A 20,837-nucleotide genomic window follows, 5' to 3' on the forward strand; every position below is an offset into this window, starting at 1 on the left:
CGCGAGCTCTAGTCGGCAGAACTAGTCGGCGAGCACGTCGGCGAAGGAGAGCTCCAGGACGCGGGGGAGATCTTCCGGGTTCATCTCGATGTCGAGGCCACGCTTGCCGCCGGAGAAAAAAATGGTGTCGAAGAGTAGCGCCGTCTCGTCAACAACGGTGGGCAGGACATGCTTGTGCCCTAACGGGGAGATGCCGCCGGGGATGTAGCCGGAGGACTTGGAGGCGTCGGCAGGCGCGGCCATTGTGGCCTTGGACGCACCGAAAGCGGCGGCGGCCTTCTTGAGGCTGAGCTGGTGGGTGACCGGAAGGACGCAGACGGCGAGTTGGCGCTTGGGGCCTTTGCCGGCGCTCAGATCAATGACGAGGGTTTTGAAGATGCGCTCAGGAGCAACATCGAGGGCCGCAGCGGCTGCCTCGCCGAAGTTTTCGCGACCGCCCTCAAAGGTGGAGACGTGGTGGTCAATACCTGCCTCTTCGAGGAGTTTGAGGGCGGGGGTAGCGGCACGCGGGGTCTTCTTGGACATATAAACCACCCTAGTCCGGAGCGCTAGGATGGTCGGTATGGCCACAGAAACGACGAGCGAGACGCTTCAGAAACAGCGGTTGTTTGAGGAGCAAGCCTTGCCCTTGCTGGACCAGCTCTACGGCGGAGCGATGCGTCTGACGCGGAACCCGCAAGACGCGGAGGATTTGATCCAGGAGACCTACCTCAAGGCCTTTAGCAACTTCGATTCCTTTAAACAGGGCACGAACTTGAAGGCGTGGCTGTACCGCATTATGACGAATACCTATATCAACTCCTACCGGAAGGCCAAGCGCCGCCCGGTGGAATCCTCCGCGGATGAGCTTAGTGACTTTCAGCTGTATACCACGTCCGGGCATGACTCCACGGGCCTGGAATCAGCGGAGGTCGAAGCGCTCAAGCAGATGCCGGACTCGGAGATTTCCGAGGCCATGAATGACCTACCGGAGGATTACCGAATGGTGGTGTACTACTCGGATGTGGTGGGTTTGGCTTATAAGGAAATCGCAGAAGTGATGGGCACCCCGTTGGGGACGGTCATGAGCCGCCTCCACCGCGGAAGAAAACTACTCCGCGCGGCGTTGAAGGACGTAGCACGAGAAAAAGGCATTGGTCGCAACCACCCAGAGATGGAGGAGAAGTAATGGAACGCGCAACAGGACGCAATTGCGGTGCGTGTAACTCTCCCGAGGTTGAAGCGCTCTTTCGGGAGCTGTTCGATGAATCAACGAGCTATGCGCGAGCACTGGAAATCCGCGAGCACCTCGCGCAGTGCGATGCCTGTCAGCAACGCGTAGAGAGTGAAGAAGTAGTCCGAGCACTTGTGCGCAAATGTTGCGGGGGACAGGCTGCACCGCAGTCACTGCGCCAGCGCATTTGCGTGGAGATTACGCGGACTGAAATCACCTGGGGCTAGGCCTCGGCGTATAAGCAAAGGGCTCGTTCCCGTCCTCGGAATGAGGAAGGAAACGAGCCCTGAATGCTGACGTTATGCGTTAGGACGCTTGCCGTGGTTAGCGGACTTCTTACGGCGATCCTTGCGCTTACGGCCACGCTTGCTCATCGCGTACTCCTTCTGTTAAGGGTAAATGAACTTATTTAACTGTAGCGGCAGGGTATGCCGGAGTGTTAATCGGGGGTGTGCCTTCTGAGGGGTCTTTAGGCGGAAACGCGAGCGCGGGCGCGGCTGCGGTTGCGGCGCTTGATGGCGCGGCGCTCCTCCTCGGAGAGACCGCCCCAGACACCAGCGTCCTGGCCGGATTCCAGGGCCCACTTGAGGCAGGAAGAGGCAACTGGGCAGCGGTTGCAGACCAGCTTGGCCTTAGCGATCTGGGTGAGAGCAGGGCCGGAGTTACCGACAGGGAAGAAGAGCTCCGGGTCTTCGTCGCGGCAAACAGCTTCGTGGCGCCAATCCATGATTGAAATCTCCTAACAAATTTTTGACAGCAGTGGGTGAAAGTAGGCGCACCTAGGACAGTTCACAGCTGTGAACTGTTCCGAGTGCTACGGGGTGAAGTGGACTGGTCTGCGGTCAGTGGGGCCCTGTCTCGAGTTGGGGCCAGCGTCGACGCCGCCGTGGTTCACTTTCTGTTAACTCGAAGTTTGCTCCGAGTTATGAACTGATTTAACAGCTCGTTGTTTTTGCTACCTGAGAATAATGACACGTTTACTCAAAGTCCGCTAGGGGTAAAGGGTAAAAAGTGTCCAAAGTCACTAAAGAAATGTCGTCGGTTTAGGATTTACTAATGGGTTGAAGGCTGTAAGAAGGCTGTCAATAATTCGTCTACCAGCGTTGATGTGGGTAAAACTGTGAGTGTGGTGACCTGGATCGCGTCAAATCCATATTCAGTCCTCTGCCCCCGAAAACCCTGTGTGAGGGAAGGCCTAGCTGAATGCCGAGGACTGTGTCTGCGGGGCGGGGGAGTCTGCGGTGTGGAGATGGCCTAAACCGAAGGGGTAAGAAGTAGACTAAGCGGCCGTGAACAAGAAGAAGAAACAGTCCTCGACTACGTCACCTCGTACCAGTGGGAATGGCGCGCCGGCTTCAGTCATCGCGGCTGCGGGAATCGCGGTGGTTCAGTCCATCGCCGTAATCATCTTTGGCATTTTCCTCATCGTCCGTGAGGTATCTGGTGCTGAAAACGACTCGATGGTTTCGGACTCAGGCGCGACAGGCTTCGTCGGCCTGGGCACGGCCATCTTCATTTTTATCGTCTTCGGCTTTGTCATCGTCGGCTCCTGGGCCTTCGTGAAAGGCAAACGCTGGGGGCGCGGGGCCATCGTGCTCGTGGAATTCATCCTGGGCGCCATCGCCTTCCAGATGTTTAGTGGGGGCTCGGCCCTGCTCGGTGCGCTAACCCTAGCGAGCGCCGGGTTGGTGCTGTACCTGCTCATGGTGCGACCCGAGGCAGCGCAATGGGCTGAAAGCCACTTCTAGGATGCCTTGAGCGCCACGGCCGTGTCCCCGCGCTGTTCAACGATGACCGTGCCAGACAAGGTCAGCGAAATCGGGCCTGAATAGCCATCACGGTCGACGGGGATGGTGCGCTCCGTCTTACCGGTCGACCAATCCACCACGTCGATCCCTTCTTCAGTGGGCACGAGAACGCGTTCGTCAACGGCTACGCCGGTGCCCAGCGCTTGCTCTAAAACGTGGTCAACCTTGAGCTGAGTTGGCGTAAAGAGGTAGAGGCGCTCGCCATCAAACCACGTCATGTGGTGGGGCAGATCGGCTACGGCAGGAGCAAAGGGGGAGGCGGAGTTGGTGATGGACGTCGAAGGTTCCACGTCCGTGGACGACAGCGCTTCACCCTCAAAGTTATAGGACACAATGCGAGGCGTATCGCCCGGCAAGAAGACTGCGGCCGCCTCCTGACCGTAGGCGACGAGGCGCGCGCCCGGATCCTCGATCTTGATGTCTTTGGAAATCTCCGGGGAGCGGGAATCCTCCGGTGTGGCGGTCTGGATACGCAACCACGTGGCATCCGGGGAATCCGGGCAGGATTCGGTCACTGCCATCGTCTCGGTACGGGTCAGCGCTGATGTGATGGCGCAGTCCTCGTGGGGCTGCATGTTGGGTTCCTGCTTGGCATCGACATCGCCGTACTCCACCGTGCGCACGAGGTCGGAGCGCCACAGCTCTACCCGCTCGGCGGAGACCGTTCCCACGCGGTCGTTCGAGACGATGGGGACCACCTCGTCGGAATTGCGGGCGCTGCGGGTATCGGAATACTGGCCGGAGGCAGCATCGATCGCCACCACATCACCGCAGCCGTTGCCCGAATCATAGGAAGCGACAATCTTGTTCCACGCCGTGCCGAGCGAACACAGGTCGGCATCGCGGCGCTCATAGGTCCACACCTCATCGCCGGCAGCATTCGTGGCGCTCAGGGTGTCGCCGTCATGGGTCACCAGCAGACCCTTCGACGACACAGCCCGGGCTTGGCCCGGGACTAAGGCGTTGGGCAGGCTGAAGGATTCGGTGAGGGAGTTCGGGACGGCGGTGAAAAGCGCTGGCTCGGCGTTGGCAGCAGCATCGACTGCCGGGGTGAGCTCAGCTTTGTGGATCGGTGCGGTGATGACCGCACCGCCGATGGCGATGGCGCATACCGCGCTGATCGCGCCCACGGCAATCCAGTCCGCCTTCGTGGAACGCAAAATGGGTGCCTTCTTCGCAGCGGCGTTGTCGACCGGGGATTCTTGGGCGTGCTCGGTGCTCATCGGCGTCCTCCTTGGCGGGGATTGCGTTTACGGGAACGAGTGCGGCGCGAAGCGCGGGCTGAGCGCGTGGATTCGCCACGCGGGGAGCTTCCACGCGGGGAGCCCGAGCGCCGGGGTCCACCCAACACCTTGGTGGGTGGGCCGACCGTATCGGCAACCCCTTCCGGAACATCAAGTGCTTCCATAAGCTCCGGAGAAGTGCTGAACCACTGCGGTGGCTCCGCCTGGCCCAAGTCGAGCTCATCGTTGATGACCTGCCACTTGCCCAGCTCGTCGTAACCGACGAGGGTCACCGCCGTGCCCGTATGGCCGGCGCGGCCGGTACGGCCGATGCGGTGAACAAACGTCATTGGATCGTCCGGAACCTGATAGTTGATGACGTGGGTGACATCATCGATGTCGATGCCGCGGGCAGCGACATCCGTGGCCACTAGAATCTCCACGGTGCCGTCGCGGAAGGCATCGAGCGAGCGCTCGCGTGCTTTTTGATCCATGTCGCCATGAACCGCGCCCACCGCGAACCCGCGCTGCGCCAGCTCCTCCGCGACGGCGGCCGCCGAGCGCTTCGTGCGCGTGAAAATGATGGTGCGCCCGCGGCCGTGGGCCTGCAGGACCTTTCCCAGTACCGCAATCTTGTCCATGCGGTGCGCTTGGAAGGTGACCTTGCGGGTGGAGGCATGGGTCTGCTGGGCGTCGGCAGATTCGGCACGGATATGCACCGGCTGGTCCAGGAATGTGCGAGCCAGCGTCACGATGGGGCCAGGCATAGTGGCGGAAAAGAGCATGGTCTGGTGCGGGTTGCCGTGCAGCAGGGAGAGAATCTTCTCGATGTCCGGAAGGAAGCCCAAGTCCAGCATCTCGTCGGCCTCATCCAATACAAGAACGCTGACCTGATCGAAGGATAAGTGCTTCTTCTGGCAGAGATCGAGGAGGCGGCCCGGGGTGCCCACGACGACGTCCGCGCCTGCGTTGATCTGTTTGATCTGCTCCTCATAGGGGCGGCCGCCGCACAAGGTGATGACGCTGAGCGGCAAATTCGCGGCAGCGACCTGCAAGTCCCCGCTGACCTGGATGGCTAGCTCGCGCGTTGGCGCAATGACCAGCGCGCGGGGGGTTCCGTCAAGCTCTGGGATGTCGGCGTCATCGAAGACGCGATCGAGAAGCGGTACACCGAAGCCGTAGGTCTTTCCCATGCCGGTGCGAGCTTGACCAATGAGGTCCTGGCCATTGAGCGCGATGGGGAGCGTGAGCTCCTGGATGGCGAAGGTGTGCGTAATCCCGTTGTCAGCGAGGGCATCGCAGATCTCTACGGCGACGCCGAGCTCGGCAAAGGTAGGGGATTCGCGGGATTCGCGGGAAGATTTCGGGGCAAGCACACCTTGATAGTAGAGGACGTGGCTATAGTGGGGCCATTAGAGCGCCGGGGGCGCAGGCCTCACGGCACCGATTAATGACAACGATCTAAGGGAGACACACCACATGGACATCAAGTTTGGTTTTGCCGATACCGCCCGCGAACTGGTTATTCATGCCGAAGGCGAGCGCGAAGAACTGACCCAGACCATTAACAATGCCTTGGCGGAGAACTCCACCCTCGAATTGAAGGACACCAAGGGCCGCTCCTACATTGTGCGCACCGAGCGAGTCGTCTACGTAGAAATCGGCACTGCACGCGCCCACACCGTCGGTTTCGCGGGCTAAGTACGCGCGCGCCGTCTCAGCGGGTAGCCTAAATGGCCATGGAGAATCCCGCGGATCTTGGACAGCACCCACAGCGCCTTTCAGCGGTGGAGCGTTTCGCTCGCGAGTATGGCTGGTGGCGCGTGGTGGCGATCCCCGTCATGGTCGTCATCACCGTGTGGGTGCTCGTTGACGTTTTCCGCTCCCCAGCTCAGGAGGCGGACGTGACGGCGGCAGGGGAGACGTCGACAAGCAGCGCTACCGCAACCCCGTCCCTGCCCAAGGGGCCCGATCCTGCCAACGCCAGTGCGGTCGCTGCTGCCAAGGATGGCTTGCCCGCCGGCGGTGCCTTCACGGAGCAAGGTGATGAAACCTACCGCGATGCCGGCCCTTCCACCATGCACGCGGGCAAGGGTGGAAAACAGACCATCCGTTTTTCCGTGGAGATCGAAAATGGCGTGGACACCTCCGCCTACGGTGGGGATGCTGCGGTGGTCGCTCTGGTCGACGCCACCCTGTCCGACCCCCGCGGGTGGACCGCCAACGGAGACTTCGAATTCATCCACGTCAAGGCCGATGACAACCCAGATACGCACATCCGTCTGACCTCGCTGGGGACCACCGCAAAGCTGTGCGGTGCACAGCTGGAATCGGAAACCTCGTGTCACACGACGATTACCGGTGAATCCGCGGTCAACCTCAACGAGTCTCGCTGGGTGCGGGGCGCTGCACCGTTTGAGGGGGATTTGGGCAACTACCGCCAGTACCTGATCAACCATGAGTTCGGCCACGCCATTGGTTACGCGGCCCACCAGCCCTGTGGTGGCGAGGGTAAGCTCGCGCCCGTCATGATGCAGCAGACGCTGAGCCTCAACAACGGGAAGCTCTTTGAGAAGGAACCAAACGAGGTGTATCCGGACGAGGACGTCACCTGCGAGCCGAACCCGTGGCCCTACCCGAATCCGGCTAATTCTGATCACGCCAAGCCCGAGTAAGCCGCTCGAAATTTAAGGACTATTTCCCCCATGCCACTGCCACCTGAGCCCGTTCTTGCCGCCTTCAACGCCGAGTTTCACCCGCGCCGAACGCAGGGAGAGCTCGTGGGGTCTGCCTGGGATAACGGGATTCGCGTCGGGGATATCGTCTTTGCCGAGGCGCGGCCGTGGACTGGTTGGTCCGCTAAGGTACGCGAGAAACTCAGCGTGCCGGGAGCGCGTATCGCCCGCCCGGTTCTGACCGCCGATGGGCGCTACACAGCCGCTGGGTGGAAGGCCACGCAATTCGTGGACGGTCAGTTGCGAGGGCGCATCGATGAAACCGTGCAGTTGGCGCTTCGCCTTGATGACGCCCTCGATGTGGCCCCGCTGCCCACCATGGACCGGCGCGAGGACGTGTTTGCGCGGGCGGAGCGGGCCGCGTGGGAGGAGAGCGGCGAGGCCTATTCTGATGCTGAGCTTGCGCACCTCCCGTTGGTCACCGCTCACATGGATCTTCTGGGAACCACCATTTTTTCCGGGGCCAATCCGCCGGCGCTGATTGACATCGTGCCTTCTGCCGCTCCGCGTCCCGCGGGCTGGACTGCAGCGATAGTCATGGTGGATGGTCTGATCGCGGGGGCGGTGGATGGTGATATTTGCACCCGCTTTGCGTCGGTGCCCGGAATACAGCAGCTCTTGCTGCGTGCGGTGGCGTATCGCCGTTACGTCAATATCCTGCACCCGCGCTCCAAGGCGACCGTGCGTTCGAACATAGAAAGGGTGGAAGAGGCCCTCGTGTCCGCGGCATCTGACAGACTGTAGGGCGTGAAGTACAGCAGCGAATCCCCCACACGTTCCGGCGTCACGCTTCCTCCCTCGCCGGATGTCCGCCTTGTTCCCCGGAACCGCCGGGCCACGTCGCGCACCTGGGATGTACCGGTGCCCACGGAGGGCACGTGGCGGGTGCTCGGCGCGGCCGGGGCCGGAGTATCGAGCCTGCTGATCGACGTGGTCTTGGGCCAGCTCAACGCCGGGGCCGATGCCTCCGGCATCCTCGTCGTCGCCCCGTCCAAGGAATCCGGTTCGCTGCTGCGCCGGGAATTAGCAGAAAACCTCGATGATTATGCGGCGCAAACATCGATGGTGCGCTCGGTGCACTCTTTGGCCTTTGCCCTGCTGCGCCAGAGCAGCGAGGAGGAGCTGCGCCTGATTACCGGCGCAGAGCAGGATGCGGTCATCCGCGAGCTGCTCCAAGGCCATGCTGCGGATGGCAGGGGTGCGTGGCCGGAGGAGATGCGGCCGGCCCTGGAGTACGTGGGTTTTGCGCGCCAGTTGCGTGACTTGTTGTTGCGTGCCATCGAACGGGGGCTGGGCCCGACAGAGCTCGAGGAGCTCGGGGAGCGCCATGCTCGGCCCATGTGGACTGCTGCCGGCGAGTTCCTGCGCGAATATGAGCGGACTCAGGCGCTGGCGGGTTCGCATTCCTATTCCGCGGCAGAACTGGTCAGCCAGGTGCTTTTGCGCCCAGAGCTGCTGCGCGAGCACCCGTGGCACACCATCGTGGTCGATGACGCCCAGTTGCTCGACCCGACCTCCGGCCAGCTGATCGCGGAGTTGGCGAAGACCGCCCGCCTCACCGTGATTGGTGGTGACCCCGACCAAGCGGTCTTTGCTTTCCGTGGTGCTAATTCGGAATTCCTCACCACGTGGGAGGCGGAGAACGAGCTGCGCTTAGACTCGACGCACCGCACTCCCTCCCCGGCCTGCGTGAGCGTCGTGGAGTCCCGCGGCACCTTGCGCGATGTCCTGGCCAACACGGTTCGCCGCCGGCACCTCGAGGATGGTGTGGACTGGCGTGATATCGCTGTCATCGTGCGCTCCACCGGGGATATCGGCCCCACCCGGCGCACGCTGCTGTCTGCTGGCGTGCCAGTGCACATCAACCCCACGGACGTGGTGCTGGCGGAACAGCGCTTGGTCAAGGCGGTGCTTCTGGCTCTGCGTTCCTTGGAGAATGAGCTTGAGCCCGTGGAGCTCGAGGACCTGATTACTGGTCCCGTCGGCGGTGCTGATCCGGTGACGCTGCGGAGGCTCATTCGCGGTCTGCGCCGTTGGAAGCCGGAGCAGCGCGGTATGGACACGCTGCGAGAGCTGCTGGATGGTGAGTTGCCGGACTTCAACAACCTCCTGACAGAGCGCGAAGAAGCGATCCTGGCCCGTATTCGCAGGGTGCTATCCGCCGGGCGCGCGGCCCTGCACGCAGGCGCCGCAGTCGAGGAGGTTCTCTGGGAGGTGTGGCAGGCCACCGGTTTGGACACGCGCCTGCAGGCGGCAGCCTTGCGCGGCGGTGCCGCGGGTTCGCAGGCGGACCGAGACCTGGATGCCATGATGGCGCTGTTCGATGCCGCCGGTGACTATGCCGAGCGCCGCCCGGCGGCCTCCCTAGAGTCCTTCATCCTGCACATCACGGAGCAAGAATTGCCCACCGGCGTGCGGGATCGTCGCTCGGCGTTTCCTGATGCGGTAGAGATCCTCACCGCGCACGGCGCGGTGGGCCGCGAGTGGGACACCGTCATCGTGGCGGGCGTTCAGGAAGGAACGTGGCCGTCGGTAGGGGAGACCGGCTCTCTCTTCGGGCAAGAGGACCTCATCGATCTCCTAGATCGCGGCATCACACCCGGCACCCCAGTCAGCCACGTGTCGGGGCGCTTGGCGGAGGAGCGCCGGCTCTTCCACGTGGCCACCACGCGTCACCGATGCCGCCTGCTCGTCCTCGCGGTGGATTCGCCGGAGAGCGATGTGGCTGAGGAGCCGTCGCGCTTCATCGATGAGTTCCTGTCCGCCCGCGGTGTCGATGTCCCAGGAGCACAAGCGCGCCGGGAAGCGGGTAAGTGGCTGGCGCGCCAGGCCTGGCCACGCGAGCTGGGCCTCGAGGTTCCGGAACCGAATCCAGTGACGTTGCCCAGTGCGGCTAGTGGGGAGGAAGAGCTCGATCCCCTTGACGTCTCCGTGCTCTCGGTTCCCGCCTTCGTGGCGCAGCTGCGGCGTTGCGCTACCGATCCGGAGACGGGTGAGGCCGAGCGCTCCCAAGCGGTGCGGCAGTTGGCCCGTCTGGCCGAGGCTGGGGTTCCGGGGGCGCACCCGGATCAGTGGTGGGCCGCCCGCGGCATCGCCTCGGAGCTGCCTCTGCATGGTTCCAGTACCGTGTCGCCGTCCCGGGTCGATGCCCTGCTCACGTGTCCGCTCAATGCGGTGCTCGGGCAGCTCGTCGAGGATGACTCAGCGGATATCAACCTTCTGCGGGGAAATTTGGCGCATGCTTTCCTGGAGGCGCTGGGCCGGGGAGCTGCCGCTGAGCCTGCGAAGCAGCTCGTGGTTGATGCCTTCGCCGCGCTGCTTGATGGCCCCGCGTGGCGCCGCGAGGCTGAGCGCGCGGACTTTGAGCGCCTTATCGACCGCACCCACAGCTGGGTGCTCTCGAGCTCGACGTCACTCGAACCCGTCGGCGTTGAGGTTCCCGTCACCGTGGACATCGGCCTCGATGTCACCATTCGTGGGTTCATCGACCGGCTGGCGAAGGCCGGTGAGGACTATGTGGTAGTGGATCTCAAGACCGGAACAACGGTTCCCTCGAAGGCCAGCGCCCAGGACAATACCCAGCTCATGACGTATCAGCTGGCCCTGGCACACGGTGAACTCGTCACGGCACCAGCGGACTCTGACGGCGAGCCTCAGTCTGTATCCATCCGGACCGGTGCCGGCCTGCCGCGTGGCGGCGGCGTGCTGGTGTACCCGCGATCCAGCGCTGCCTCCGTGTCCACCCGGGAACAAGCGACCAAGCCCCCGGAGGAACTCGAGGAATTTGCGCAGGCGCTACCTGCACTCGTGGCCGAGCTGCGCGGACCGGGGCTGACCGCGCGTGAAAACGCCGATTGTGATCGGTGCCCGATCCGCCCTATTTGCCCTGTGATGAATGAAGGAGCTCTGGTGACCGATGCCTAAGAACCCCACCCAACACTTCGGTCCTGAAGAGCTGGCCAGCGCGCTGGGGAAGCCTTTTCCTCCCACCGCAGAGCAAGCCGCAGTCATCGACGGTCCACTCGGGCCGAAACTGGTCGTGGCCGGCGCGGGCGCTGGTAAGACGGAGACGATGGCCTCGCGCGTGGTGTCGCTGGTCGCAAACGGGTTGGTGCGGCCCGAGCAAGTCCTGGGCCTGACCTTTACCCGCAAGGCAGCCCAGCAGCTGGAGCAGCGCATCCGCCGCCAGTTGCTGACCCTGCGTTCCTCAGGAATCCTTGCTCCGGGCAGCCCAGCGGCAGAGGCAGTGGAGAATATCGCGCCTAACGTCTCCACCTATGACTCCTACGCGGGTGATCTGGTCCGCGAGTATGGCTTGCTCATGCCGGTGGAGCCGAATGCCCGCATTATCACTGAGGCGGAGCGCTATGCCATCGCCCACGAGGTCGTCAGCAACTACACGGGCTCGCTGAGCACTGATAATGCCGTGGCCACGGTCACCGCCACCTTGCTCAAACTGGCAGAGACCATGGACGGGGAGCTCAAGGATCCCCATGATCTGTATGAGCACGAGGACATCTTCCGCAAGACCGCTGAGGACCTAGAGAAGAGCAAGAGGACCAGCAGTGAGTACAGCCAAAAGCTGCAGGGATACCTGGATACCCAACGCCTGCGCCTGGAGTACCTGCCCTTGGTGGAAGCACTGAAGAAGGAACAGGCGGAGCGGGGCGTCATCACCTTCGGCGAGCAGATGTCCATCGCTGCCACCCTGGCCAAAAACTTCCCCCTCTTGGGCGAGCAACAAAGCGCGCGGTATCGCGTGGTCATGCTGGATGAGTACCAGGACACTTCCCACGCGCAGCGCATCCTGCTGCGTTCCCTCTTCGGTGGTAAGCGCGAGGGGCTCTCGGTTACCGCGGTCGGTGACCCCATGCAGTCCATCTATGGCTGGCGCGGGGCGACGGCGGAAAACCTCGAGGCCTTCGTCACGGACTTCCCGCAGGCTGACGGCACCCCGGCGCCCAAAGACCAGCTGACCACCTCCTGGCGCAACCCCTCGACGGTGCTGGGAATGGCCAATGACGTGGCCTCGAAGCTCTTCTCCGAAAGCCCGGGTGAGCGGCCGGTGGATGAGCTATCGCCGAAGCCCACCGCGCCGGCAGGCACGGTGGAGCTGGGCTATTTCGCCTCCGAAGATGAGGAACGAGACTTCATCGCAGAGCACCTGCGTCAGCTCTATGAGTCCACGCCGGAGGGTGAGGACTTCAGCGCCGCAGTACTCGTGCGCACCAATAAACAGTCGCCGTTGATCGCCGCGGCCCTGGACAAGGCCGGGGTCCCCAACGAAATCTTTGGTCTCGGCGGGCTGCTCTGGCAGCCGGAGATCCAAGACCTCGTAGCGGTGGCCACCTTGCTGGTGCGTCCGCAGGACACCGCGGCGGCGCTGCGCGTGCTGACCGGGCCGATGTGCGGCCTAGGTATCGCCGACATCCAGGCGCTGCATTCGCGTCAGCGCAACCTTGCCGGTGCTGCGGAGGGGCGCACACGCTGGGAGGGCGGTGATCCCCTGGAGCACCTGGCTACCCAAATCGAGGACATCACCGCAGAGGGGCCTGACCAGGTGCTGGGGCTTGCCGACGCCCTCGCAGACCTCGGCGAACGCGAGCGCTACAGTGCCGAAGGCCTAGAGCGCATGGAAGAGGTTTCCTCCAAGCTGCGCTACCTCCGCACCTATTCCCTGGGAAAGTCGCTCAACGACATTGTCGCCGATATTGAGTTGCTCTTTGGTCTGCGTACCGAGGTCTTAGCCTCCGGGAAGCCAGGCGGGGCAACACACCTCGACGCCTTCGCCGACGTCGTCGCTGGTTTCCACGGGGAGGGCCTAGCCGGGCTCCTGGACTATCTTGAGCTGGCTAAGGAGAAGGAAGACGGCCTTGAGTTGGGAGAGGTCCCGCTCGTGCGCAACCGCGTCCACATCATGACGGTGCACAAGGCTAAGGGCTTGGAATGGGAACACCTCTGCGTGGCACACGCGGATTCCACAAGCTATAAGGCGCAGGCGGAGACTTTCCTGACCAAGATCGAAAAAGCACCGGGTGATGAGGATGTCATCGATGTCCCCGAGGACGCGGTGACACGCTCCGACTTCGACAAGGCGTGTGAGGCTTTCAAGGAACAAAACCGCGAGTTCCAAGCAGAGGAAGCAGCCCGCCTGTTCTACGTGGCAATGACCCGCACCGAGTCCACCCTGACGGTGACTGGCTCCGGAACCAATAAGGCGAAGGGCAAGAGCAAGAAGGGCCCGTATTCCTACCTGCAACTGCTGGCGGATAAGCACCCAGAGCTCGTCGTCCACTGGGAGGTCCCCGAGAACCCCGTGGAAGACGAAGAGCGTTCTGTTACGGAGGCCTCCTTCCCTGCACTAACCCCGCAACCGGAAGCGCTCAAGGCCGCAGACGCGGTGCGCGCGGCAATGGAGAACCTGCCACCGCTGCGCGATGGCGAGGTCTTTGGACTCTGGGAGCAGGAGGCGAGCGCGCTCATCGAGGAACACAAAGCCCTCCAAGCCCCGGTGGTCGATGTGGAGCTGCCTGGCGAGTTGACAGCCTCCGACATGGTGGCGATGTCAGCGGATCCCACTCAGTTTGCCCGCCGCCAGCGCCGCCCCATTCCCTTCAAACCTAACTCCTATGCCAAGCGCGGCACCGCCTTCCACGCCTGGCTGGAGGATCGGTTTGGGGCGCCCGCCTTGCTGGGGGAGGACGAGCTGCCCGGCTCCCACGATGAGCCGGACCACGACCTGGAATCACTCAAAGAGTCTTTCCTAGATTCGGAGTGGGCGCAGCGCACACCTGCCTATGTGGAAGCGCCTTTTGAGATCACCATTGGGGACTCGGTCGTCCGCGGCCGCATGGACGCGGTCTTCCAACAACCGGATGGTTCCTGGCTCATCGTGGACTGGAAGACTGGCCGCCGCCCGCAGGGCGCTGCACTGAACTCGGCGCAGATTCAGCTCGCCGTGTATGCGGAGGCATGGCGGCGTATTCACGGCGTGGAGACCGTCCGCGCGGCGTTCTTCTATGTGCATGAGAACTACCTTTTGGAGCCGGATGACTTGCCCACTGGAGCACGGCTGGCTGAGCTTTTAAGCTCTGCAGTTTCCACGCCACCAGGGTTGAGTCTAAGGTAGTCTCACGAGGAAATCCGCATCATCTAGGGAGGTTGGCGCTTCGTGCCCAAGCACTTAAGAAAACGCATTACGTCGCGTTTTTTATCGCAGGTTGAGCTGACCTCGCAGCCTGACCACGCGTTGCTCGATGTCATCACGATTCCGCGCACGCAAAGCACCAGCCCGTGGAAGCAACTGGCGCGCCGCGTGATATGGGCCATGGGGCTGATGGTCTTTGTCACCATCATCGTCTTTTTCGACGGTGACGGGTATAGCGAGGATTTGTCTTTCTTGGATGCCGCTTATTACTCAGCGGTGTCGTTGACCACTGTGGGCTACGGCGATATTGTCCCCGTGACCCCCACCGCGCGTTTCATTAACCTTATTATCGTCACCCCGGCCCGCCTGCTCTTCCTTGTTTTGTTGGTCGGTGCTACCTTGTCGGTTCTGACGGATCGAGCCCGTCGCACGTTTGAAATCCAGAATTGGAGAAAGCAATTGCGTAACCACACCGTCGTCATCGGCTATGGCACCAAGGGCGCCGGTGCGGTCGCCGCGCTGATCGCCGACGACGTCCCAGCCTCCCAAATCGTGGTCGTAGACAATAACCGTGCGGCCCTAGCCAGTGCCGAGCACCACGGCCTCGTCACCATCTATGGCTCCGGAACCAAGCAGGACGTCCTGCGCATCGCCGGTGCGCAGCACGCCTCCTCCGTGGTGGTGACTCCGTCCACGGACGATACCGCGGTGCTGTGTACGTTGTCCGTGCGCGAGCTTAACCCTAAGGCCAAGGTGGTCGCGTCTGTGCGTGAATCTGAAAACCGCCACCTTCTCCTCCAATCCGGCGCTGATTCGGTGGTGACCTCGGCGGAGACGGCCGGCCGCCTGCTGGGCCTTGCTACCGTAACGCCAACCGTGGTGGAGATGATGGAGGATCTCCTCTCACCAAATGAGGGTTTCTCCGTGGCGGAGCGCGCGGTGCGCGAATTCGAGGTGGGCTCCAACCCGCGCCACCTGGCCGACATTGTCCTGGCCGTCTTGCGCAACAACGAGCTGCACCGCGTCGACACGGCAGATGCGTACGCGCTCAAGCCCGGTGACCGCCTGCTCTATATCAAGCACGAGATGCAGCAGGCCGCGGAAGATTCCGATGAAGACGAGGACGAAGGCAACTAATGTTCCTTCCTGTCACCGAGACCGGCCGCGTCCCGGTTACGCCACAGGGCCAGCCGGTCTTTCTGGCTGAGCCGGCGGGGGACATCGTGGTCACGGCCGGGGCCATCCATGCTTTCCTACTGGGCACCGAGGCCGCCGAGCGGCTCGGCGCGCTGCGTGATGCCACCTTCTTTAACGGTCAGCGCGACATCCTCAAAGCCCTGCATCTGATCCGTAACCGTCGGGAAGCGCGCTTTGATCCGCGCAGCGGCCGCGAGCTGTCTTATCCCGCGCCCGGGGCGGTGGGGCGCGACGGCGAGCGCCTCGTCTTCCCACGCCTTGATCCCGCAGTCATCGGCATTATCCGTCACGCAGAGTCGGACCAGATCCTGTTGGCGCGTAACCGCCACCGTCCTAACTTCTTCTCCTTGATTGCCGGCTATGTGGATCCCGGTGAGACCCTCGAAGAAGCGATGATCCGGGAGGCACTGGAAGAGACCGGCCGCCGCGTGGAGTCAGTCAAGTACTGGGGTTCACAGCCGTGGCCGCCGAGCGGTTCGTTGATGGTGGGCTTTTCCGCGGTCACGGAGGATGTCCAGCCCGTGTGCGATACTGACGACGAGCTCGCTGAGGTGCGGTGGGTGTCCCGCGCCGAGCTTCCAACAATGACCATTGCCCGCCAGGGCTCAATTGCACACACGATGATTATGGAGTGGTTCCACGGTGATGAGACCGGATCTGTCCCTGCTCGATGAAGACCAACGGGCCGCCGCCACGGCGCCGCGCGGCCCGGTCTGCATCCTGGCCGGTGCCGGAACGGGCAAAACTCGCACGATCACCTATCGCATCGCCCACATGGTGGATCAGGGCTTCGTCAACCCGCAGCGTGTTCTGGCCGTCACTTTTACCTCTCGTGCCGCGAGTGAAATGCGCGAGCGTCTCAACCAGATGGGTGTCGGGGGAGTGCAGGCTCAAACCTTCCACGCCGCGGCGCGCCGCCAACTGAAGTACTTCTGGCCGCAGGTCGCCGGGGATCTGCCGTGGCAGCTCATCGATAATAAGTTCAGCCTGGTTGCACGTGCGGTGCGTTCGCTCGGTCTGGACAATAACAAGGACACCATCCGTGACTTCCTGGGGGAAATCGAATGGGCGAAGTCTTCGTTGATTAGCCCCGAGGGCTATCCCGGCGTCATCGAGTCCACGGACCGCGAAGCACCGGGGGATCCGGCCAAGGTGGCAGAGGTCTTCCGCCGCTACGAGGACATGAAGGCCACCCCGGATCTCATGTACCTTGATTTCGATGATTTGCTCATGCACATCGCGGGCGCCATCGAGAACGTACCTGCGGTGGCGGAGGTCTTCCGTGAGCAGTACCGCACCTTTGTCGTCGATGAGTACCAAGACGTGACGCCGCTGCAACAGCGCGTGCTGGAGGCCTGGCTGGGGGAGCGCGATGACCTGACGGTCGTGGGCGATGCTAACCAGACCATTTATTCCTTCAACGGAGCTTCCCCGGAGTACCTGCTGAATTTTTCCCGCACGTATCCGCAGGCCACGGTGGTAAAGCTGCAGCGAGATTACCGCTCCACTCCGCAGGTGACGGATTTGGCCAACGAGGTCATCTCGAAGGCCACGGGCCGCGCGGCGGGGACCCGCCTGGAGCTGCAAGGTATGCGCGAGCCTGGCCCCGAGCCCACTTTTAAGGCCTATGAGTCTGAGGAGATCGAAGCCAAGGAGGTCGCGGGCCAGGTTCTGACTTTGCTCAACCAGGGCGTGAAGGCTTCCGAAATCGCAATTCTCTACCGCATCAACGCGCAATCAGAGCAGTTTGAGCAGGCGCTTGCCGACGCCGGAGTGGTCTACCAAGTCCGCGGCGGCGAGGGATTCTTCCGCCGCCCAGAGATCTTGGAGGCCATCCGCGTGCTCATCGCTGCCACGCGCCGTGATGATCTGCCGAATGATCCTGTGGCCGTCGCGCGTGCGGCCTTCGTGGAGCTGGGGCTGTCCGCCACGGAGCCGCAGGGCGCGCAGGCGCGTGAGCGCTGGCAGTCGCTCACGGCGTTGGTGGATCTCATCGCGCAGATCGTGGAGGACCACGAAGGGATCGACCTGCCTGGCGTGCTGGGGGAGCTGCACCGCCGATCCGAAAACAAGCACAACCCCACGATGGAGGGCGTGACCCTAGCGACCATCCACGCTGCCAAGGGCCTGGAGTGGGATGCGGTGTTCTTGGTGGGGCTCACCGAAAAACTCTTGCCCATCAACCACGCCATCAAGGCCGGCGATGAGCACGTGGAAGAAGAGCGCCGGCTGTTCTATGTCGGCATTACCCGTGCGCGCGAGCACCTGGCTTTGTCGTGGGCGTTAGCCAAGACGACCGGTTCGCGGGCCTCGCGTGAGCGAACTCGCTTCCTTGACGGCGTGGTGCCGGGAATCGAGGAGAGCCAGTCATCGAACCGTCGCTATCGCCCGCGCCGCTGCCGCGTGTGCTCGGGCCAGCTCAGCAGTCCCGCCGAAAAGGTTCTGGGGCGCCACGAGTGGTGCGAATATGAGGGCGATGAGGATGTCTTCAACGCGCTGCGCGCCTGGCGCGCGTCCGTTGCTAAGGACTCCCAGGTTCCTGCCTACGTCGTGTTTTCCGATGCCACCCTGCAAGCCATCTCGGAGGCGCTTCCCGCCAGCGAGGCCGAGTTGCTCGACATCTCCGGGGTAGGCCCCTCCAAGCTGGAGCGCTACGGCGCGGAGGTGTTGCAGATCATCGCCTCTACCCGGGGTTAGGCACCGGCGCAGAACGTACAGCGTGGGTGCTCCATCAACAGCCGGTGTTGCTCGATCCCGTAGGGGTCTATCTCCTTAAGCTCCCCGGCTAACGGCTTGCCGCCGGGAGCCCCGGGCGGGGCGGGCCTTCCCAAAAGGCGGCGGATGGTGACCACAGCATGCATCACTATTGCGGTGCGCACGATCGGATCCCCCGGCGGTTCTACCGCGGCGGCGCGGCGCGCCACCTCGTGCCACTGCTCGTCCGCATCGATGCGGTGCAGATGCGCGCACAGTGGGCAAGGCCCCGCGCCGGCTACGCGGACCGGACCGATGATGCCGCGGGCATCCAGCATCGATACCGGTAGCCACGTCGCCGAGGATTTGTGCAGGGCTTGTGCCCATTCCGTGGCGCCGTCCAGCATGTCGACGGCGACAATCGGCAGGTGCCCGGCCACGTTCGCGATGTACTCGGAGGGTGTTTCGCTGTGGAGAGGGGAGCGGGGCTGGAAGGAATCGTTCAGGAGGACGTCGCGCAGCTCGTTAGCGAGGGTCGACGTACCCAGCACGGCCACGCGCTGCGGCTGGGGCGCTGGCCACAGAACGCGGTAACTGATCAGATCATCAACCAGGCTGCGGGCAGCGGACGGGCTCGTGCCCGTATTCTCTATGGATTTTTCAATGGTTTGCCGGGTCAGCGGGGTGCGCAACCGGTTGAGCAGGCGTGCCAGTTGTGGGTGGGCCTCGAACACGCCGACGCGCGTGGCATCCATCCCACACTGGAGCATCCCGGGCTCGCGCTCCAGGATTGTGGTTTCCGGCGCCAGCATATACGTCTGTGCAGACATGGTTTCCTCCCCGTTGATGACCCACCCCAGCTGTGCTTAGCCATCATTGCACCACAGGTAGAATGCCCTGTCATGTCGAGCAATCCCGAGGTCCGTGTCATTCGCTCCGCCCGGCGCCGTCGCACCGTCCAAGCCCGCGTTGTTGATGGCGTTCTCGAGGTGCGCATTCCTGCCTGGATGTCGGCAGCAGAAGAACAGAAAGCAGTGGATGAGATCGTGGCGAAGGTGCGTAAGAAGCACACCTCGTCGCAGCGCTCCGATGCCTCTCTCACCGCCCGCGCACGCACGTTGAACACTCGCTATTTGGACGACCGCGCCACGGTGGGATCCATTCGGTGGGTCAGCAACCAAAAATCCCGCTGGGGCAGTTGCACTACCTCAACGGGAGATATTCGGATTTCTGACCGGCTGCAGGACGTCCCAGACTATGTGCTCGATGCGGTCATCATCCACGAGCTGACACACACCTTCATTCCGGGCCATGGCCCGGAATTTTGGGAGTGGGCCGACCGCGCCCCCAAAGCAGAACGCGCGAAGGGGTACCTCGAGGCCTACCAGCGTTTCCGCTAGTTCTCTTCCTCCGGCCCGTCCTTTTTGTCCTCGTCGCCGTCGGCGTCTGCGCCCTCACCAGCGCTATCGCTGGCATCGTCCCCGGCATCCTGCTGGCGGAGCATCTCCTCCAACTTGGAGAATTCTGCCTCAAAGCCCTCATCAGGATTGTCATCGAGCAACCCGTCGATGAAGGAAGCCGGGTTCTCCAAGTGCTCGGCCGTGGGCAGAAGATCCGGATGGTCCCAGGCGGAATCGCGCTTATCGGCGCCCACCGCGACGGTGGCGCGGCGCCACAGCTCAGCGGCGGCCTCCACCTTCGGGGCGTTGAGTTCGATGCCGACGACCTGGGAGAAGGCCTTCTCCGCGGAGCCGCCAGTGGAGCGGCGGTGCGCCCACGCCTCAGTCATTGCCTTCGTAGACGGGATGCGCTCTCCCAGTGCCTCGGTCACCACGTGTTCAACCCAGCCCTCGACGAGTGCCAGGAGGGTCTCCAAGCGGGAAGCCGCTCCCGCGTTGCGGGAGGTGATCCGCGGGGACAGGTCCATGCCCTGCAGCTTGTTCATCGCGTCCTGGATGGCCTGCGGGTCACCGGATTCCAGGTTGAGCTCGCGGGTAGCTTCCTCGATATGGGAGGTGTCGATGACCAAGCCCATGGCGTATTCCTCAACGGAGGAGACGAGGCGCTCGACCAACCACGGCACGTGCTTGAACAGGCGCTGGCGGGCGGCCTCACGGGCGCCGATGTAGACGAGTACTTCCTGGCCCGGAACGTTGAGATCGCGCGCGATGGCCTGGATATTGTGCGGCAAGAGTGCGGTGGTGCCTGCGGGGGAGACAGGCAAGCCGAAGTCGGAACCGGTCAGCGCCTGCGCAGCTAGGTCACCGAGGGCGTGGCCGAGCTTCATCCCGAAGTTCATGCCAGACATCGAGTTCATCATCGAGGTCATCGGGCCCATCATCTCGCGGGCCTCCTCCGGTAGGGATTCCAACTGCGCGGAATTCATGTGTTCGGCTACCGGAGTGACCATGCGCTGCCACATCGGCAGCGTCTCATCCAGCCACTGCGCGGAATTCCACGCGGTCACGGTGCCGGACGCGGTGGGCAGAATCGTGGCATCATCCAGCCACAGTTCTGCCAGCCGCACGGCTTCTTGCACAGCGGTGCGGTCTTGCTCGCTGACCTCTTTATCGCGGGAGATCTGCTGGTGCGCGATGCGCTTGGCCAAGTCATAGTTGACCGGGCCAGCACCCTCCGGGGAGTTCATGGAGGAACCCATGCCGGACAGCATCTGGCCGAACTGATTCAACAGGTCTCCTAGGCCACCGTTGCCCGCGCTGAAGCCGAAGGCGCCGAACGGGTTCTGGTCGCGACGATCGTTATCATCGTCATCGTCGTTATTGGGGAAGGAAAAACCGAATCCGTTGCTCATGGGCCCTA

18 protein-coding genes are annotated in these 20,837 nt (G+C 63.0%); 12 read left to right on the forward strand and 6 right to left on the reverse strand.

Features of this window, described 5'->3' with window-relative positions; translation table 11 throughout:
• Nucleotides 1-21: 21 nt before the first annotated feature.
• Entirely contained in the window at nucleotides 22-525 is a 504-nt protein-coding gene (ybaK, locus tag QKE52_RS09635) for a Cys-tRNA(Pro) deacylase (protein ID WP_010189173.1), read from the reverse strand.
• 37 nt (nucleotides 526-562) lie between these two features.
• On the opposite strand from ybaK, the gene QKE52_RS09640 reads away from it, so the two are divergent.
• The gene (locus tag QKE52_RS09640; protein ID WP_049156090.1) at nucleotides 563-1,168 is read left to right on the forward strand and encodes a sigma-70 family RNA polymerase sigma factor; all 606 of its coding nucleotides are present in this window, start codon (nucleotides 563-565) and stop codon (nucleotides 1,166-1,168) included.
• On the forward strand, nucleotides 1,168-1,440 hold the full coding sequence (gene rsrA / locus QKE52_RS09645) for a mycothiol system anti-sigma-R factor (RefSeq protein WP_080975102.1): 273 nt from the start codon (nucleotides 1,168-1,170) through the stop codon (nucleotides 1,438-1,440). Before QKE52_RS09640 ends, rsrA begins: the two co-directional genes overlap by 1 nt.
• A gap of 242 nt (nucleotides 1,441-1,682) precedes the next feature.
• Here rsrA and QKE52_RS09650 read toward each other — a convergent pair whose 3' ends face one another.
• Nucleotides 1,683-1,940: a WhiB family transcriptional regulator gene (locus tag QKE52_RS09650; protein WP_042529827.1), complete on the reverse strand. Its 258-nt coding sequence runs from the start codon at nucleotides 1,938-1,940 to the stop codon at nucleotides 1,683-1,685.
• Nucleotides 1,941-2,502: 562 nt separating this feature from the next.
• On the opposite strand from QKE52_RS09650, the gene QKE52_RS09655 reads away from it, so the two are divergent.
• A complete protein-coding gene (locus QKE52_RS09655) occupies nucleotides 2,503-2,961 on the forward strand; it encodes a hypothetical protein (protein ID WP_046647461.1) in 459 nt (152 codons plus the stop codon).
• On the opposite strand, the gene QKE52_RS09660 is transcribed toward QKE52_RS09655, so the two are convergent.
• Both QKE52_RS09660 and QKE52_RS09665 read right to left on the reverse strand, forming a co-directional pair.
• The gene (locus QKE52_RS09660; RefSeq protein WP_046647463.1) at nucleotides 2,958-4,244 is read right to left on the reverse strand and encodes a hypothetical protein; all 1,287 of its coding nucleotides are present in this window, start codon (nucleotides 4,242-4,244) and stop codon (nucleotides 2,958-2,960) included. The genes QKE52_RS09655 and QKE52_RS09660 overlap by 4 nt on opposite strands.
• Complete coding sequence (locus tag QKE52_RS09665; RefSeq protein WP_046647464.1) at nucleotides 4,241-5,620, reverse strand: DEAD/DEAH box helicase; 1,380 nt, start codon at nucleotides 5,618-5,620, stop codon at nucleotides 4,241-4,243. Before QKE52_RS09665 ends, QKE52_RS09660 begins: the two co-directional genes overlap by 4 nt.
• A 103-nt stretch (nucleotides 5,621-5,723) precedes the next feature.
• Between QKE52_RS09665 and QKE52_RS09670 the strand changes: the two genes are divergently transcribed.
• The 8 genes from QKE52_RS09670 to QKE52_RS09705 are packed head-to-tail and all read left to right on the forward strand — an operon-like array spanning nucleotide 5,724 to nucleotide 18,020.
• Nucleotides 5,724-5,945, forward strand: a complete 222-nt coding sequence (locus tag QKE52_RS09670; protein WP_046647465.1) for a DUF3107 domain-containing protein — start codon at nucleotides 5,724-5,726, stop codon at nucleotides 5,943-5,945.
• Nucleotides 5,946-5,977: 32 nt separating this feature from the next.
• Complete coding sequence (locus QKE52_RS09675; protein WP_049156095.1) at nucleotides 5,978-6,919, forward strand: DUF3152 domain-containing protein; 942 nt, start codon at nucleotides 5,978-5,980, stop codon at nucleotides 6,917-6,919.
• A 30-nt stretch (nucleotides 6,920-6,949) separates the two neighbouring features.
• Nucleotides 6,950-7,723, forward strand: coding sequence for a hypothetical protein (locus QKE52_RS09680; RefSeq protein WP_049156097.1), 774 nt, complete (start codon nucleotides 6,950-6,952; stop codon nucleotides 7,721-7,723).
• Between the two features lie 3 nt (nucleotides 7,724-7,726).
• Entirely contained in the window at nucleotides 7,727-10,903 is a 3,177-nt protein-coding gene (locus QKE52_RS09685; protein WP_347948682.1) for an ATP-dependent DNA helicase, read from the forward strand.
• Nucleotides 10,896-14,108 carry a UvrD-helicase domain-containing protein gene (locus QKE52_RS09690; protein WP_347948683.1) on the forward strand — a complete coding sequence of 1,071 codons (3,213 nt, stop codon included), beginning with the start codon at nucleotides 10,896-10,898 and terminating at the stop codon, nucleotides 14,106-14,108. Before QKE52_RS09685 ends, QKE52_RS09690 begins: the two co-directional genes overlap by 8 nt.
• Before the next feature lie 42 nt (nucleotides 14,109-14,150).
• Nucleotides 14,151-15,263 carry a potassium channel family protein gene (locus QKE52_RS09695; RefSeq protein WP_049156104.1) on the forward strand — a complete coding sequence of 371 codons (1,113 nt, stop codon included), beginning with the start codon at nucleotides 14,151-14,153 and terminating at the stop codon, nucleotides 15,261-15,263.
• A complete protein-coding gene (locus tag QKE52_RS09700) occupies nucleotides 15,263-15,997 on the forward strand; it encodes an NAD(+) diphosphatase (protein ID WP_102234012.1) in 735 nt (244 codons plus the stop codon). Before QKE52_RS09695 ends, QKE52_RS09700 begins: the two co-directional genes overlap by 1 nt.
• Nucleotides 15,966-18,020, forward strand: coding sequence for an ATP-dependent DNA helicase UvrD2 (locus QKE52_RS09705; protein ID WP_070512166.1), 2,055 nt, complete (start codon nucleotides 15,966-15,968; stop codon nucleotides 18,018-18,020). The genes QKE52_RS09700 and QKE52_RS09705 overlap by 32 nt, the downstream gene beginning before the upstream one ends.
• Here QKE52_RS09705 and QKE52_RS09710 read toward each other — a convergent pair.
• Entirely contained in the window at nucleotides 18,017-18,847 is an 831-nt protein-coding gene (locus QKE52_RS09710; RefSeq protein WP_347948685.1) for a hypothetical protein, read from the reverse strand. The two genes, QKE52_RS09705 and QKE52_RS09710, sit on opposite strands and share 4 nt — an antisense overlap.
• Before the next feature lie 72 nt (nucleotides 18,848-18,919).
• Here QKE52_RS09710 and QKE52_RS09715 point away from each other — a divergent pair, with 72 nt between their 5' ends.
• The gene (locus tag QKE52_RS09715) at nucleotides 18,920-19,417 is read left to right on the forward strand and encodes a SprT-like domain-containing protein (RefSeq protein ID WP_347948686.1); all 498 of its coding nucleotides are present in this window, start codon (nucleotides 18,920-18,922) and stop codon (nucleotides 19,415-19,417) included.
• Here the strand turns inward: QKE52_RS09715 and QKE52_RS09720 are convergent.
• On the reverse strand, nucleotides 19,414-20,829 hold the full coding sequence (locus QKE52_RS09720; protein ID WP_070545179.1) for a zinc-dependent metalloprotease: 1,416 nt from the start codon (nucleotides 20,827-20,829) through the stop codon (nucleotides 19,414-19,416). The two genes, QKE52_RS09715 and QKE52_RS09720, sit on opposite strands and share 4 nt — an antisense overlap.
• Nucleotides 20,830-20,837 lie beyond the last annotated feature (8 nt).

Origin of the sequence: Corynebacterium sp. c25Ua_47, assembly GCF_039907205.1 — a bacterium.
GTDB classification, from domain to species: Bacteria; Actinomycetota; Actinomycetes; order Mycobacteriales; family Mycobacteriaceae; genus Corynebacterium; species Corynebacterium hiratae.